The organism is Fictibacillus sp. Mic-4, from assembly GCF_049843615.1.
In the GTDB taxonomy this organism is placed as follows: Bacteria; Bacillota; Bacilli; order Bacillales; family Fictibacillaceae; genus Fictibacillus_A; species Fictibacillus_A gelatini.
Genome location: NZ_JBBHZM010000054.1, coordinates 1 through 16291, shown reverse-complemented (window position 1 = coordinate 16291; position 16291 = coordinate 1). Strand labels below are relative to the sequence as shown.

General features: G+C 41.4%; 12 protein-coding genes. 2 read left to right on the top strand and 10 right to left on the bottom strand.

What is annotated here, in order from left to right; translation table 11 throughout:
* Nucleotides 1-133: 133 nt before the first annotated feature.
* From pdxS to speB, 9 genes are all read right to left on the bottom strand, one after another.
* Nucleotides 134-1018 carry a pyridoxal 5'-phosphate synthase subunit PdxS gene (gene pdxS, locus WD019_RS20135; protein WP_425712615.1) on the bottom strand — a complete coding sequence of 295 codons (885 nt, stop codon included), beginning with the start codon at nucleotides 1016-1018 and terminating at the stop codon, nucleotides 134-136.
* Between the two features lie 93 nt (nucleotides 1019-1111).
* A complete protein-coding gene (locus WD019_RS20130; RefSeq protein ID WP_425712614.1) occupies nucleotides 1112-3253 on the bottom strand; it encodes a sigma 54-interacting transcriptional regulator in 2142 nt (713 codons plus the stop codon).
* Nucleotides 3254-3384: 131 nt separating this feature from the next.
* Nucleotides 3385-3636, bottom strand: coding sequence for a hypothetical protein (locus tag WD019_RS20125; protein WP_035351055.1), 252 nt, complete (start codon nucleotides 3634-3636; stop codon nucleotides 3385-3387).
* A gap of 23 nt (nucleotides 3637-3659) precedes the next feature.
* Nucleotides 3660-3950, bottom strand: a complete 291-nt coding sequence (locus WD019_RS20120; RefSeq protein WP_425712613.1) for an SAV0927 family protein — start codon at nucleotides 3948-3950, stop codon at nucleotides 3660-3662.
* A gap of 197 nt (nucleotides 3951-4147) precedes the next feature.
* Nucleotides 4148-5437, bottom strand: a complete 1290-nt coding sequence (locus WD019_RS20115) for a Glu/Leu/Phe/Val family dehydrogenase (protein ID WP_026678322.1) — start codon at nucleotides 5435-5437, stop codon at nucleotides 4148-4150.
* Between the two features lie 194 nt (nucleotides 5438-5631).
* Nucleotides 5632-6981: an APC family permease gene (locus tag WD019_RS20110; protein WP_425712612.1), complete on the bottom strand. Its 1350-nt coding sequence runs from the start codon at nucleotides 6979-6981 to the stop codon at nucleotides 5632-5634.
* A 119-nt stretch (nucleotides 6982-7100) separates the two neighbouring features.
* Nucleotides 7101-8444 (bottom strand): APC family permease, encoded by a 1344-nt coding sequence (locus WD019_RS20105; RefSeq protein ID WP_425712611.1) that lies wholly within the window; start codon nucleotides 8442-8444, stop codon nucleotides 7101-7103.
* A 313-nt stretch (nucleotides 8445-8757) separates the two neighbouring features.
* The gene (locus WD019_RS20100; protein ID WP_425712610.1) at nucleotides 8758-9333 is read right to left on the bottom strand and encodes a TetR/AcrR family transcriptional regulator; all 576 of its coding nucleotides are present in this window, start codon (nucleotides 9331-9333) and stop codon (nucleotides 8758-8760) included.
* Nucleotides 9334-9437: 104 nt separating this feature from the next.
* Nucleotides 9438-10367 (bottom strand): agmatinase, encoded by a 930-nt coding sequence (speB, locus tag WD019_RS20095; protein ID WP_026678318.1) that lies wholly within the window; start codon nucleotides 10365-10367, stop codon nucleotides 9438-9440.
* Between the two features lie 656 nt (nucleotides 10368-11023).
* On the opposite strand from speB, the gene WD019_RS20090 reads away from it, so the two are divergent.
* Both WD019_RS20090 and WD019_RS20085 read left to right on the top strand, forming a co-directional pair.
* The gene (locus tag WD019_RS20090) at nucleotides 11024-11251 is read left to right on the top strand and encodes a uracil phosphoribosyltransferase (protein WP_425712609.1); all 228 of its coding nucleotides are present in this window, start codon (nucleotides 11024-11026) and stop codon (nucleotides 11249-11251) included.
* A gap of 41 nt (nucleotides 11252-11292) precedes the next feature.
* The gene (locus WD019_RS20085) at nucleotides 11293-12354 is read left to right on the top strand and encodes a lactonase family protein (RefSeq protein WP_425712608.1); all 1062 of its coding nucleotides are present in this window, start codon (nucleotides 11293-11295) and stop codon (nucleotides 12352-12354) included.
* A gap of 54 nt (nucleotides 12355-12408) precedes the next feature.
* Here WD019_RS20085 and WD019_RS20080 read toward each other — a convergent pair whose 3' ends face one another.
* Nucleotides 12409-16203, bottom strand: a complete 3795-nt coding sequence (locus WD019_RS20080) for a S8 family serine peptidase (RefSeq protein WP_425712607.1) — start codon at nucleotides 16201-16203, stop codon at nucleotides 12409-12411.
* Between the last annotated feature and the right edge of the window lie 88 nt (nucleotides 16204-16291).

Genomic DNA, 16291 nt, shown 5'->3' with positions numbered 1-16291 from the left:
ATTTTTTGCGTCTCGGAGCACGATTTTGTCCTTGAGAACCTTTCTCTTGGTTTTGCCTCATAGAAGTTCAATTTTGGGCAAACAATGAAAATTCCCCGAATAGCTTTCCTTTCAGCCTCCGGGGAATGATTGATTACCAGCCGCGCTCTTGCATGCGTTCAGCTGGCTCTAGTCTAGAAATCTCGATGCCTTTCATCGGCGTTCCTAATCCTTTAGAAAGCTCGGCAATCAATTTGTAATCTTGATAATGGGTAGTTGCTTCAACGATCGCACGGGCGAACTTCTCAGGGTTTTCCGATTTGAAAATGCCGGATCCGACGAATACGCCGTCCGCGCCAAGTTCCATCATGAGTGCTGCGTCCGCTGGAGTTGCCACGCCGCCTGCCGCAAAGTTTACAACTGGAAGCTTGCCTGCTTCTTTAATTTGAAGAAGGATTTCGTATGGCGCGCCAAGGTTTTTCGCTTCGGTCATTAGCTCGTCCTTGCTCATCGACACGACTTTACGAATTTGCGCCTGGATCATGCGCATATGGCGTACCGCTTCAACGATGTTGCCTGTTCCTGGCTCCCCTTTCGTACGGATCATGGAAGCGCCTTCTCCGATGCGGCGCGCTGCTTCGCCTAAGTCGCGGGCTCCACATACGAATGGAACCGTATAATCGCGCTTGTTCAAGTGGAATACTTCGTCTGCCGGCGTTAACACTTCACTTTCGTCAATGTAGTCTACACCCATCGCTTCAAGCACGCGCGCTTCGACGATATGGCCGATACGCGCCTTCGCCATGACAGGAATCGAAACCGCATTCACGACTTCTTCGACAATCGTTGGGTCAGCCATGCGGGCTACACCGCCTGCTGCGCGAATATCGGAAGGAACGCGTTCTAATGCCATTACGGCTACCGCTCCAGCTGCTTCTGCGATTTTCGCTTGCTCTGCGTTGACAACGTCCATAATGACGCCGCCTTTTTGCATTTCTGCCATTCCTCGTTTAACTCGTTCTGTACCTGTTTGATTCATGTTGAACTCCTCCATATCTATCCTTGCACTTCTCTTCTTTTTCAGTACAAAGAAAACTTTTCAATGAAAAATAATGCAATTTACATGCCAACCTTATTCATATTGAAATAAACTCTCATCTTTTAATTTCTTTTCATTAAGGATTTTTTGATATTTACGGCTAACGGAAGATTGGCTTATGCCTAGCGCCTTAGCCGCCTTCGTCGTCGTTTTGTATTGCTTCATGGCAAGCAAGATCAATTGTTCTTCAACGTGGTCTTGCGCTTCTTGCAATGGCAGCACTCTTGTGATGACCGGCTTTGATTTGTTGAAGTCCGGCCCTAACGTAAGAAATTGGCTGACAAAATCCGCGTCGATGTTCTCATCATCGCTTGAAACGACTAAACGTTCAATCATGTTTTGCAATTCTCTAATATTTCCCGGCCACGAATACACTTCAAGCAAATTCAATGCATCAGGCGTTAAATGGTAGTTCTTTTCATATCTTTCATTTAACTGTTGGAGAAAATGAAACGCAAGAACCGGAATATCTTCGGACCGGTCTCTTAATGGCGGAACATGGATCGGTATAACGTTAAGCCTGTAATATAAATCTTTTCTGAACGTTCCTTCTTCGACCAGTTTTTCTAATCGTTTATTCGTTGCTGCAATGATTTGAACATTGACCTTGATCGGTGTTGTACTTCCGACCGGCACAACTTCCTGCTCTTGAAGGACGCGAAGCAATTTCACTTGAAGATGCATCGGCATTTCACCAATCTCATCTAAAAACAAAACGCCTCCATCCGCTTGCTGGAAATACCCTTCTTTCCCGCTTTTATCGGCACCTGTAAATGAGCCTTTCGTATACCCGAACAATTCGCTTTCAATTAAGTTTTCAGGTATAGCACCGCAATTCAATTTAAGAAATGGCTTGTCCGAACGTTTTCCTAATTGATGGATCGCCTGGGCAATGAGTTCTTTCCCGACGCCGGACTCCCCGTAAATTAAAACGGTTGAGGAAAAGCCGGCGATCTTTTTGATGTGAGCCATAATTTGCTCCATCTTCGGACTGCAATAGACCAACTTTTTAAAAAAACGGTCCTGATTTTTAAAATTGTCTAACTCTCGCTTGTATTGATCCGAGATTTTCTTCATTTCTTTCAGCTCGGATTTTAGCTGAGTTGTCTCCGTTATATCCCTTGAAGCGATGATAATCCGGTCAATTTGGCCATCTTCGTCAAATACCGGGTTTCCAACAGCTAATATTTTCTTCCCGTCTTTCGTTTCTTGAACGATCGAAACTTTCTTCTTTTGCTCCAGGACTAGCCGGGTGACGGATGGCGTAAACAGCCCTTTTTCTTCTAATTCCAAAAGATTTTTCCCCATTAACTCTTTCAACTCGACTCCCCAAAATCCGGAAATAAAATTCTCGCTATGGCGGATCATTTCCCCTTTTCGGTTAACGACTAAAATTTCGTCATAAATCGTTGAAAGAATCGCATTTAAATCTTTATTTAAATCTTTAATATGCTCAATTTCCATCGCCATTTCCTCAACCATCGGCAAATCCTGGACAATGATGACCATCCCATCAACCTGATGTTGAAAGTTAATGATCGGGCTGTAATCGACAAGTATCCCCATTTCATCCGTAATTTGCAGCTGGTTTAAGATCGTCTCCCCTGAGGAAAAAACATAATCGATATGCTTCCCGCTGAAAATTTGTTCTGCCGGCACATTCATGACCTTTTCCGGCTTCGAGCGGATCATATGCAAACCCGACTCGTTAAAATTTACGATTTTTCTGTCCCTATCTACAATAAAAATCCCCATAGGTATAGACGTTAAAATGATTTTTAACAAGTCGACGCTCTTATTTTCCTGTTGAAAAAGTTTTGCTAATACATCTTCTCTTTTTATATATCCGCAAATTTCCCCATGATCATCTTTTACAAGGGCGATCGATGTACCGATAATTTGGAACAAAACAGGAAGCGATAGCTTTTCATTAAGCTGAGATACTTTCTCAAGCGGAGTGACCCGGCTTAATAATGCCTCTTCTGTTAAGCCCTGGCCATTTTTTTGGAGAAATAAAACATCTTTCAACTGTATATATCCAAAGAGTTCATTTTGTTTCTTCAAAAAAATAAATGGTTCTTGTTGCTGGACCATTTCCTCTATCCAATCCTGACCAGGCTGATCAATGGATATGGAAACAATAGGTCGAATGTTTTCATTTGCTAGTGAAATCATAGATGCCAACCTCCTTCACGCCTATTATCTCTATTTTACATGATTCGTGAAATATTAGCATTAATCTTTAAATTTATCCAAATATTCCTACGTTTAAACGCAAAAAGAAGGTGATGCTATTCACCTTCTGCTTAATCGCTTCCGCTCGCCAGCAAATCTTCCTTGACGTACGCCAATACCATTCCAGGAATGACTTTATCGCCTTCTTGCACCTCAAGAGATTCTACTTCCCCGCTTACTCCTACTGTTACCGACTTAATAGTGCCATTTTCCGTTTTAATTTCAAAAAGTGGTTCCCATTCATAAATCCTTGTGTTTTTCTTGACAATCACTTCTTCTATTACGCCATAATAAGGACTTGTGATCATTTCGCGATAGGTCATTTTGCCTTCTTCCTCTCATAACGTTAATATTGCTCAGCCAATTCTTTCGATTGAAGAATAAAAGAGAAAAACTTTTGAAATTCTTTAATGTCTTCGTCCTTAATCCCTAATTTATCCGACCAGTAGCCCGGGTTTTCCAAATCCTCTTGACATAAAAGCACCATTCTGCCATTTTGAATGGAAATGACAATGGCCTTTCCAAAAAACAGTTCCGTATAAATAATCGCAAAATCGTATCTGCATTGATTTGTTGCCAAACAGTAATACCGGATCATCTGGGTCTCTCTTTCTTCCGACAATATGTCAAAATTCATGCCACCAACTCCTTCTAAATGATTTGTTCAAAAAGGAGAATGTCGTGGTGAGTAGAGAATCATGGACTTTTTGAACAACGGCTTCTAAGTAAGCTCGCCAAGCGGCAAGCTTAAGAAAGCGCGAAGACTAAAGGCGTAATTGTGCTTATCCCTCGATGACTATCCTACTGGTAGGAGAAAAAAGCGTTGCTTTTTTCTTAATAGTGAATCCACCCTCGGAGTCTTGAGGCTTCCGCGATTTTCTTAATCCCTTCCATGTAAGCTGCGATCTTCATGTTTACATCATGACGTTTAGCCGTTTCATAAATTTTCATAAAGCTAGTTGTAATTTTCTCTTTTAACTTCTCATCAACTTCTTGTTCAGACCAATAATACCCTTGATTGTTTTGGCACCATTCAAAGTACGAGACGATGACACCGCCTGAATTTGCCAGAATATCCGGAACGACAAGAATATCTTTTTCGCTTAAAATTTCAAGCGCTTCTTTCGTTGTTGGCCCGTTTGCCGCTTCCACTACAATTTTACATTTCAAGCGGTCAGCATTTTGTTTCGTGATCACTCCGCCGATTGCTGCAGGAATTAATACATCACATTCCATTTCAAGTAATTGCTGGTTGGAAACCGTTTCTTTGAACTGATTGGTAACGATTCCAAACGAGTCTCTTTTATCCATCAAGGAAGGGATATCAAGGCCTTCCGGATCATATACGCCGCCGAGAACATCGGAAATCCCAACGACTTTTGCACCTAATTTATGCAAGTAGTCCGCTAAATAGCTTCCTACATTTCCAAACCCCTGCACGATGACACGCATGCCTTCAATTGGAATGTTTTTCAATTCACTTAATAGTTGCAACGTATACAATACACCTTTTGATGTAGCGGTTTCGCGTCCCTGAGAGCCACCAAGCGTCAGCGGTTTACCCGTAATAAAACCTGGAGAATCAAATTCGCGAATATGGTCATATTCATCGAGCATCCAGGCCATAATTTGCGAGTTTGTATACATGTCAGGCGCCGGGATATCTTTTGTTGGCCCAACGATTTGACTGACCGCACGGACATAGCCTCTGCTTAATTGTTCGAGCTCTCTGAAACTCATCGTTCGCGGATCGCAAATAATTCCGCCTTTTGCCCCGCCATATGGAAGGTTCGTAATGCCGCATTTTAAACTCATCCATCCTGCTAACGCTTTCACTTCCTCTACAGTTACTTCCGGGTGAAAGCGAATGCCGCCTTTTGTCGGGCCTGTGGAATCATTGTGCTGGGCACGAAAGCCTCGGAATATTTTCGTTTCGCCATTATCCATGTGAACAGGAATGCTGACTTCCAGACAACGAATCGGCTCTTTTAAAAACTCAAAAACGATTTCCGGATAGCCCAGCTTGTCGATTGCTTCTTTTAATACAGATTGAAATTCCTCTAACGGACGATCCTCTTCCTTAACTTCTGCCTTTGCTGTAATCGTGTTTGTCTCGGTTACCATGAATTACACCTCATTAATGTTTTTTACACTGATTTATAGATGCAATTTCCGTGCCAACAATAAAAACCTTGAAATGAGAGTCTTTATTCAAATACGTTATGTAAGATTGAATAGTTATGTAGATTTGCATAACAGAAGTCAATCAAGGCCTTGTTCCTCATATAAAAAGTGCCAGGGCTTGGCCCCCGGCACTTTTAACCTGCTTCCGCTTCGTTAAAGTTAAATTGCGGTGGAGCAGTTCGGAACATTTTTGTTAAATACAGCAAATAAATAAACCCTACGATCGCCCAGGAAATTCCTAGAACTAGCGCGTCCATATTCAAATTCAACCATAAGACGATTATGCAGGCTGCACCAATTACAGGTAAAATAATGAAATTGATGACTTCTTTCACTGATTTGTATTGCTTTTTATAATACGCATAGTGCCAAATGACACAAATGTTTACTAATGTAAACGAGATGAGCGCACCGAAATTGATGAGCGAAGATGCCGTTTCAAGATCAAAGAAAATGGCGGTAAGCTGAATCCCGCCAACGAGAAAAACGTTAATGACCGGTGTTCTCCATTTTGGATGAATATATCCGAACACTTTTTTTGGAAGCATTTGATCTCTTCCCATTACGTATAATAGGCGGGATACACTTGCCTGTGAAGCGAGCCCTGTAGCCAGCGTACTAGTAAATGTTCCGGCAATAAAGAACGATTGAAACAATTTGCCGCCAACATAAAGCGCAATTTCCGGTGATGCGCCTTCCGGGTTTTTAAATCTAGTAACATCCGGAAAATACGATTGGATGAAATACGAGACAACGATAAACACGATCCCACCGATGAATGCCGTCAATAATATCGCGCGTGGTATGGTTTTTATCGCGTTTGGCGTCTCTTCTGACAACGTCGTTACTGCGTCAAACCCTAAAAATGAAAAGCATAAAACCGTAGCTCCCGAAATGACTGACGAAAAATCAAACCCCGTTTTGAAAAAGGGCTCAGGCGAAAGCACTTTCCCCGTTCCTTCACCGGATAGTAATCCTTTTATGCATAAGATTAAAAAGGTGACAATGACCAGCATTTGAAAAAGAACGAGAAACGTATTAAAATTTGCTGTTACATTGATGCTGAAAATGTTAATTAATGTCGTAATGATGACAAAGCCAACGATCCAGACCCATGTTGGGACACCAGGAAAAACTGCGGAAAAATAGATTTTCGTCAACAGCGCGGCAACCATTGGCAAAAACAAATAATCTAAGAGCGCTGACCATCCAACGAGAAAACCTAAATTTCCATTAATCGTTTTTTGTGTATACGTATAAGCCGACCCGGCCATCGGATATGCCTTTACCATTTTTCCATAGCTTATTGCCGTAAACAACATTGCAATAAGTGCAAGGAGATAGGAAGTCGGAACATGTCCGGCTGTTTCTTCTGATACAATTCCAAATGTATCAAACAGCGCCATCGGCGACATGTATCCGATTCCAAGCATGACGATCGACCATAAACCAAGAGAGCGTTTTAAATGAATACCGTTCTCCATGTATCATTCCTCCTTGAAATCATAAAGCGCTTACAATTACCTCCATTTTTGTATCGAATTTTCAGTCTTTTTACGAGAGAAAATAGATTCTAAACTTTCTATCTACGAGTATTTCAGCTTTACATCGCTTCTTCAAACTTAAACTGCGGCGTTTCTTCCTTGAACATTTTTGTAATATACATAAGATAACAGAAACCAATAATAGCCCAGGCAATCCCAAGCATAAATGAATCAATATTTAAATTTAACCATAAAATAAAGACGAATGCTGCGCCAATTATTGGAGAAAGAATATACGTCCAAATTCCTTTCAACGATTTGTGCTGTTTATTCTTCAGTACAAAATGGACAATGACGCAAAGGTTAACAAACGTAAAAGAAATTAAAGCTCCGAAATTGATTAAAGATGTCGCCGTTTCTAAGTTAAAAAAGATGGCGGACAAAGAAATAATCCCAACAGCAATTACATTAAATACGGGCGTTCTCCATTTCGGGTGAACGTAGCCAAAATATTTAGCGGGAAGAACATTATCCCGTCCCATTACATATAGAAGCCTGGATACACTTGTATGAGAAGCAACTCCCGATGCGAGCGTCCCCGTGAATGTTCCTGCTAAAAAGAAAGCCTGGAACAACTTGCCTCCAACATATAACGCAATTTCCGGAGCTGATGAGTCGGGACTTTTAAACTTTGAAACATCCGGAAAAAACGATTGCGTAAAATAAGATGCAACGATAAATAGGATACCGCCAAGAAGTGCCGTTAGGAATATCGCCCTCGGTATCGTTTTTACCGCATTCGGCGTTTCTTCAGACATCGTTGTAACTGCGTCGAATCCTAAAAAGGAAAAACAGAGTACGGTCGCTCCAGCAATTAATGTTGAAATATGCATATGTGAAGAGAAAAACGGTTGAATTGAGAAAATGCTCCCCGTTCCTTCTCCTTTTACAAGCCCGTGAATGACAAGGCCGACAAAAATAACGATAACGAGTATCTGGAATAGAACAAGCAATGTATTAAAGTTGGCCGAAACATTGACACTGAACACATTAACGAGCGTTACAAGCCCAACAAATAATACGACCCAGACCCAACCGGGAACGCTCGGGAATAGTGCTTCAAAATAATATTTTGTCAATAACGCATTTACCATTGGCAAAAACAGATAATCTAATAACGCCGACCATCCGACAAGAAATCCGAGATTGGGATGAATCGTTTTAGCTGTATACGTATAAGCCGATCCCGCCATCGGGAAAACTTTCACTAATTTTCCATAACTAGCGGCTGTAAACAACATGGCGGCTAATGCTAAAATATAAGATGTAGGAACATGGCCTCCAGTATCATTCGATACGATCCCGAAAGTATCAAATACGACCATCGGAGTCATGTATCCTACCCCTAACATGACGATTGACCATAATCCAAGCGATTTCTTCAAACCAACTCCATTTTCCATGTATCATTCCTCCTCTATCTCTTATATCGAGTAAGAAAATTCTGTAAATTGCTTCGGAATGATCTCTTTTTTCAGCAATCTAAGCTTCGAACTTTCCATTCCGCATTCTATTAACTTCCTTCCTTACTCTTTGGCTGCATAAAATATAATGCAATATTTATGCCAACCATTAACCGAGAGATATCGGGGAATTTGTCGAATGATCTAGTTTTTAATTATTCAAAATTGCATATATTATTCTATTTATCATAACCGTATTTGAAATGCTAATACTAAAAAACCCAGGCCCGCGAGCCTGAGTCATGATGGTCAATTATGCTTGAATGCCTGCCCAAAAAATGCTCCACACTTTTTGGAACCGTTCCTCTACTTCTTCTTTTCCATAATAGAAAATTTGGATAAACAACCCGTCGATAAGACAGTAAAATGATGCCAGCAAGTCTTCTATTTCTCCTTTAATGACACCTGTCTTAATTCCTTCTTCAAAGACGGAATACAGAATTTTCGATAATGCCGTCTCCGAATTGACAAATTTCAAGCGCAACTCTTCTTTTAAAGCATCCGGCGGGAAGAGCATCGTTCGCTTTAATAGGACGGCCTTTTCCTCATTCTGCTTGTAATATTGAAAAATATTATGCAAAATTTGATAGAGCTTCTCTTCAATCGAATCATTTTTTATCGTTTCCAATAGAGTTTGAACACGCTGAATATCTTCCCAGAGAACATCTTCAAAAATGGAAAAAAACAAGTCTTCCTTGCTTTTAAAATGACTGTAAATGGATGGCGTTTTAATCCCGACCCCATCTGCAATTTTGGATAAGGAAGCTCCTTCATACCCCTGGCTTGCAAAAACAGATAACGCCACTTCTTTTATTTTTTCTTTAGACACTATATTCACCACACCTGAAATAACGTTGATTACAAAAATTATAAGCTATTGTGTCCATTTTGCAAAATAAAAGCAGGATGCATTAGGGCACCCTGCATTATTGTTTATTTTTTTTGCAACGCGATTAAACTCGCAAAATCATGGACAAGTGTCGCTGCTAATAAAGAAGTGATTTGTGTTGGATCATAGGGAGGCAAGACCTCTACTAAATCAAACCCGACATAGTTAAAATCGGTAAGTGAACGAACCATTTCAAGCGTTTCAAGGCTGGATAATCCTCCGACTTCCAGCGTACCCGTTCCAGGCGCACATGACGGATCAACGAAGTCGATATCAAACGTCAAGAAGCAAGGCGTGTCCCCAATTGTCTCTCTTACTTGTTGAATGACACTGTCGATTCCCCGCTTGCGAAGCTCAGGCGTCGTAATGACATGATAGCCAAGTTCATAACTCGCATCAAGATCTCCAGGATGATTTAATGTTCCGCGAATCCCAATCTGGAATACTTTATCAGGTTGGACAAGCCCTTCTTCGTGTGCCCGAATAAATGGCGATCCGTGCCAATATTTTTCATCATAATACGTATCCCATGTATCCGTATGAGAGTCAAAATGAATGAGAGCGACTGGACCGTGTACTTTCGCCGCCGCGCGCAAACTCGCCAGCGTAACGGAATGGTCTCCCCCAAGTCCAATCGGGATGATTCCTTTTTGCATAAGACTTAGCACTTGCTTCTCCATCATCTCATAGCTTCGATGAATATTGTGCGGAATGACTGGAACGTCCCCAATATCAATTGCGTTAGTGTCATCAAATGGATAAACCTTATGAACAGGATGATAAGGGAACAATGTCATGGACGCCTGGCGGATCGCCTGAGGCGCAAACCGCGCGCCGACGCGAAAAGACGCCGCTGTGTCAAATGGCATGCCTACGATTGCTACCTTCGCATTTTCACGTTCGGCAGGGAGTCTCATAAATGAGCCTGTCGTACAAAATTCTGGTTTTACATCTTCTGATAATGGATATTTCATAGTTGCAGTCTCTCCTTTTTAAACTAACTAATATTAGTTAGCTCAATAGTAAAGCTAACGGTCATTAGTTGTCAAGTAATTTTGATATTTCTGCTCCTTGCTAAAATATAGGACTTTAACAAGGAGCACTCACCCCGGAGTTAAACTACTTAATCTCGTAATTTAACCAGACTTGCTTTTTAGTGGCAGGAACACCTTCAATTACATGCAAAATCAGTGCCAAATAATAAATGAAGCATGTGAAAAAAACCTTTTAAAAAGGGAAATTTTTTTCGATTTTTGAAGGATTTTGTCTCATTACGGAGAATACTTATCTCATGAAATGTAGGCCAAATGTCCTACCCCCTTTAATACCCTCTCATGAAAATTCTCCGTAGCGCACAACCTCATTCATAAGCCCCGACAGAAAAATCCCCTCGTTTTAAAGGACAGAAATAGAGTCTGAAGGCGTAAATTGGTCCATAAGAGCTCGTCTAAAGGACAAAAATAAGTTCCAGAGACACGACTTTGTCCATTAGAGCCTGTCTATAAGACAAAAATAAGATCCACTGGCCAAATTTTGCCCATTAGAGCTCGCCTTAAGGACAAAATTGAGGACCAGAGACATGAAATTGTTATATAATAAATACAATCCATTGAATAAGGAGTGAAACCTCATGGCAAAGAGTGACGCGCGCAAGAAACGGGACCGGCTTGTTCGGGAAGGAAAACGAAATCCGGTAGAAAATCGGGGAATTTATGCTCTGGCTGATTTAAGAACACGCAAGACAAAAACAAAAGCGGAAATGTTACAACAGCAAAAACATAAAGGTCGACTATCTTTTTTTGATGAAGATAATCGACCTTATTTTTTTATGAAGCGCGTTGCATCGTTTATACTATAAATGACAGAAATACTGAACGAATTCGCAAAGGAGCAAAGAAAATGACGGACCAGCAAACGTTTATCGGATATGTCGGGACATATACAAAAGGTGAGAGCAAAGGAATCTATTCCTTCGCGCTAGATCCTCTCCATAAAAGATTAAGTGATGTAAAGGAAGCCGCATCATTAGATAACCCTACCTATGTAACCATTAGCCAGGACAACCGCTACTTATATTCTGTTGTAAAAAAAGGGGAATCAGGAGGTGCTGCATCGTTTTCCATTGACTCGAAGACCGGCGAACTCAAACGATTGAACGATCAACTAGCAGAAGGAGCATCACCATGCCATGTCAGTGTTGACAGCAAAAATCAATATGTCGTAACAGCCAATTATCATAAAGGGACGGTTGAAGCGTATAAAACGAATAAGGAAGACGGTACTGTTCAACCGGCTTCGTCAATTATTGAACACCACGGTTGTGGCCCGAATAAAGAGAGACAGGAAAAGCCGCACGTTCATTATGCCGGATTCACTCCTGATGAAAACTATGTGGTAGTCGTTGATTTAGGGATCGATAAGTTGATTACATATGCTCTTCATGACGGGAAATTAACGGAGGTAAAAAGCCTGTCTGTTCAGCCGGGAAGCGGACCGAGACATCTTGTTTTTCATCCGAACGGGAAAAATGCGTATGTAATGACTGAGCTTAGTTCAGAAGTGATCGTTTTGGACTATAAGGCTGATGATGGAAGCTTTACCGTGTCCCAAACGATTTCTACCATTCCAGAAGGGTTTAGCGAAAATAATCAGGGCAGTGCCATTCATATTTCTTCTGACGGGCGCTTTGTATACGCAGCCAACCGCGGTCATGACAGCATTGCTTTATTCCGCGTAGATCAAGATTCAGGCAAGCTCACCTTTATTGAACATACATCGACTAGAGGCAATTGGCCGAGGGATTTTGTTTTAGACCCATCGGAAAAATTCCTTATTGCCTCCAATCAAAATTCAAGCAATCTCGTCTTGTTTTCAAGAGACGAGGAAACCGGAAAACTGCAGCTTCTGCAATCCGACATCAATGTCCCTGATCCTGTTTGCGTGAAGTTTTTGCATGATTAAGCTCGAAAAGTAAGATAGACGAAAGACTGGCTATATAAGAGCCAGTCTTTCGTCTTATTTCTTGCGTGTAATCGTAAATGTTTTCTTCGTAATGTTTCCTCCAAGATCCCTTAATTCAAGTAAATATTTATTCGTCCCTGTTTTAAGTGAAACTTTTTTCGTAATCGTTTTCGTAAATGTTTTCATAACATAAGGCTCTTTGAAGTAGTGGCGGTATTCTTCATCACCATTAAAGACAAATCTCATTTCGCTAAAGTTGTCCGTAAGCGTGATTTTCACATTAGCCGTTTTTGTTTTGCTTGATACGCTTTTTGGTGCGGATACTTTAATCGTTGGTGCCGTTGAATCTAAGAAATATTCGCGTTTGAAGTCGATTTTATTTCCGGATGCATCTTGCGCCTTAAATTCAATTGCTTTTACCCCATCCGTTTTGTAAGTAAGCGTTTTATTAAAGTTATATTGTTTTTTCTCATTATCCCATACAAGCTTTACCGGGATGCCATTTATTGTGAAACTTGCCATTTGCGATTCGTCCGTCAAGTGACCTGAAACAACCACTTTTTTATTGTTGACTGCACTCAACCCTTCTGGCGTGTCTACCGTGATATAAGGGATTGTATGGTCGTTGACATCTCCCATCGGGCTATTTGTGACGTTACCGGCATAGTCATAAGCGACGACTTCAACTTTCGCTTTCGGGCTGAGATCTTTTAATGTGTAAGAAGTTTCTGATCCGGCAAGCGGCTTATCAAGGACACTCTTTCCATCTACTTTAATATCATAGTAAGAAACTCCTGATCCGTTTTCTTTCGTTTTCCAGGAAACTTTTCCAGTGGAGTAATCCACCGTTCCTGATACTTCAGGTGCTTTCGTATCAACGATGAACGGAATATACTTCGTTTGCCATTTCGCCTTAGGATAATCGATGACCGATTTCACTTCGTAATAATATTTGCCATCCTGGACTTTTTCGCCTTTCACCTTTCCATCCCATGTTGCATCGGTTACAAGGTTATAAGGTGATTCAGCAGGTTTATAGTTCTTTGTTACATCTTCACTTGTTGCGAGCTTTACTAATGACTTCTTATGGCTGTCCACGATTCTATATTCAACATGTTTGGCGTTTCTCAGGAATGTTAATTGCGGTAAAATAGTATCGTATTTTCCATCCCCGTTCGGTGAGAAGCCGACATGCTCAGGGTCTACTCCCGCTTTTGGATCAAGCGCATTTTTACCTAAATATGAGTACTTGGTGCTTCCGTCTTCAGCTTTTCCATCTTCTGTTACAAGGCCGGCCATTCCGTAATATGTGTCATCTTCATAGGACATGCCGTCCAGAATAGGCGCTTTGTCCCACTCGCCTTTAAAGCCGATGTAAGGAACGGATAATGGCGAATTCTTTCCGTTCTTATCAAGGAAGCGGACGAAACCTTCTACAAAATAACCGTTTGGATATAATTCATCAAGCGACTTTTGATTTACGCCGTCAACAGTATCTTTTAAAATGACTTTTACTTTCACTTTTGCCGTGCCTTTTGCCGGAACTTTTACGCTTGCCGCCTTTTTGCCGTTTACTTCAAATGAAATCGGGAACTCCCCTGTATACTCTTTTCCAACCGAACCTTTTTTGTAAATGCCGACTGCCTCTTTATAATTGTTCCCCTCATTATCAGCTAAATCGGATTGAACAGTGCCAAGCACATTGTATTCCGCATCTTTTGCAGAGTAGTTTTTCAGATTTAAGGTAAAATCAAAGGATTGTCCCACTTGCTTCAATGCGGCTTTCGCATCACCGGACTTCGACTCAGTCACAACGACCGGCGTTTGCATCGCATCTTCCAGGTTCATTAAGCCCGCACCTTCACGGCGTGGCGAGTAGAAGAGCGTTGTGTTATGAAGCTGTTCATTGTTCTTCCCATGATCGTATTGCGGTTTCGATGTGTTCATCAAGATATTTTTCGCCATTTTCACACGATCGGCGCCTTTAAACTTAAAGTCTTTATCGACGCGTTCCAACATGAGCGCCGCGCCGCCGGAGACGTGTGGAGCCGCCATCGATGTTCCGCTCATTACTCCATATTGATTGTTGTTTAACGTAGAATAAATTTGGCCGCCAGGTGCTGTAATTTCCGGCTTAAAGTCAAGGTTCGGCGTCACTCCCCATGAGGTGAAGCTTGACATTTGGCCGGCTGCGCTATTGTCAACCGCTTTGTTTGAATCATCAAAAACAACTTCCACCTTCTTATCTGCCTGCAGGCTCGCGGCTAAATCATCTCCATCTTTCAGGCTAAGTGTAAGAACAGGGATTGTTGGATTTTTCAGCGAAGGATTTACATAGTCACCGTGAGCTATCGCCCCGCGAATGAGGACAGCCGCAGCACCATGTTCTTCAGCTGTTTTTTGGATATCTGCATAGAAGTAGCTTCCTGTACGGACCGCGAGAACAACTTTTCCTTTGACGTCTTTTCCCTCATAATTTGCCGGTTGTCCATCGCCAACAAAGACAACTTCCTGTTTGCCGCTTCCAAGCGTTTTTGCGGCGTTCGGCGATTCCGTTTGTTTATAGGCCAAATACCCTTGATCCTGGCCATCAACGGAAACTTGCATGCCTTTCAGCATAATTTTTGTGTTTTCAAGGGATGCAACCGACAGCGATTCGTTTGTAACACTTGGCGCTCCGACCAATCCAATATCCGGATTGGAGGTGTACGTTTCATACCCTTCGGCAAATGTATCTTCGTTGCCGGCTGAAATCGAGCAAAGAATTCCGTTGTTCACGGCGTTAGTGATCGCTTGCTGCTCAGGATCCGTTTTGTCGACAAACGAAGCCGGAGAACCGAGACTCATGTTAATGACATCCGCTCCTAACGTTATCGCATCATCAATCGCTTTAATATAGATGTCTCCCCATGTTGATCCGAAGCTCTGGTCATTCGAAAACACTTTCATTGCTAAAAGCTGGGCGTCCGGCGCTACCCCTTTTATTCCGTTGCCATGCTCCTCATCGCCATTTGCCCCGACCGTTCCGGCAACGTGCATTCCGTGCATAGAAGCTCCTGGCCCTAAATCACGCACTTCGTCATTTTTATCAAAATAGTTGTATCCATAAGGAACTTTATCCGTATAAAATTTTCCTTTAAGGTTTTTACTTTTAATCAATGATTCTACTTTTGCTTTTGTCAGCTTTTCATTTTTCGTAGAATCTAGTTTCATATCTTTATGAGTATAATCAATCCCCGTATCAATAACGGCTACAACCGTTCCTTTCCCTGTATAGCCGTAATTCTTCCACTCTTCTTTGGCTCCGATTAAATCTTTGCTGTAAATCATATCTGGCTTTTCGGCTTTTGCTTTTTCCACCGGACGCTTATATTCGTTGGCAATATGTACACTTTTTACTTCAGGCAGCTTTTCAATTTCTTTAATATTCTTATATTCCGTTTCAGCACTGAAGCCGTTATAGATCGCCGTGAAGCTTTCTTTGTACTTCATCTTCACTTTCTTCCTGGCAATCTTTTCTTTTACTTGCTTATGTTTTTCCAGCAATTTATCGTTTAATTTTTCTTTCTGGGAAACGCTCATGGTGGAGTATTTTAGATTTTGCTGTTTCGCTTGTTCAATGGCGGGTTTGTCATTTAATTCAATGATAACCCTTACATTATCATGCGCTTTATATTGCTTGTCTAATTTCTTTTCAGTTAATTTCTTGTTGAGGTGGTTTTGTTGAAGCATTGTGTGTAATTTCGTTTGCGAGCGATTGAAGTCTGGTTTTGCTAAACTTCCTTGCGCATACGCTACTGTGGAGAACATCATAAGACCCGTGGTAAAGACAGCGATCTTCTTCTTCATGCATTTTCCCCTTTCAATTCGGTCTAGTAGTTAACTGATTATTGGAAATCTAGTAAATTTTCCTCATTAATAGTCTAATTGAACTACT

Excerpts from the sequence above, each read along its gene's own strand:
- pdxS (WP_425712615.1), bottom strand. The coding sequence starts at position 1,018 with ATGAATCAAACAGGTACAGAACGAGTTAAACGAGGAATGGCAGAAATG.
- WD019_RS20130 (WP_425712614.1), bottom strand. The coding sequence starts at position 3,253 with ATGATTTCACTAGCAAATGAAAACATTCGACCTATTGTTTCCATATCC.
- WD019_RS20125 (WP_035351055.1), bottom strand. The coding sequence starts at position 3,636 with ATGACCTATCGCGAAATGATCACAAGTCCTTATTATGGCGTAATAGAA.
- WD019_RS20120 (WP_425712613.1), bottom strand. The coding sequence starts at position 3,950 with ATGAATTTTGACATATTGTCGGAAGAAAGAGAGACCCAGATGATCCGG.
- WD019_RS20115 (WP_026678322.1), bottom strand. The coding sequence starts at position 5,437 with ATGGTAACCGAGACAAACACGATTACAGCAAAGGCAGAAGTTAAGGAA.
- WD019_RS20110 (WP_425712612.1), bottom strand. The coding sequence starts at position 6,981 with ATGGAGAACGGTATTCATTTAAAACGCTCTCTTGGTTTATGGTCGATC.
- WD019_RS20105 (WP_425712611.1), bottom strand. The coding sequence starts at position 8,444 with ATGGAAAATGGAGTTGGTTTGAAGAAATCGCTTGGATTATGGTCAATC.
- speB (WP_026678318.1), bottom strand. The coding sequence starts at position 10,367 with ATGAAATATCCATTATCAGAAGATGTAAAACCAGAATTTTGTACGACA.
- WD019_RS20090 (WP_425712609.1), top strand. The coding sequence starts at position 11,024 with ATGGCAAAGAGTGACGCGCGCAAGAAACGGGACCGGCTTGTTCGGGAA.
- WD019_RS20085 (WP_425712608.1), top strand. The coding sequence starts at position 11,293 with ATGACGGACCAGCAAACGTTTATCGGATATGTCGGGACATATACAAAA.
- WD019_RS20080 (WP_425712607.1), bottom strand. The coding sequence starts at position 16,203 with ATGAAGAAGAAGATCGCTGTCTTTACCACGGGTCTTATGATGTTCTCC.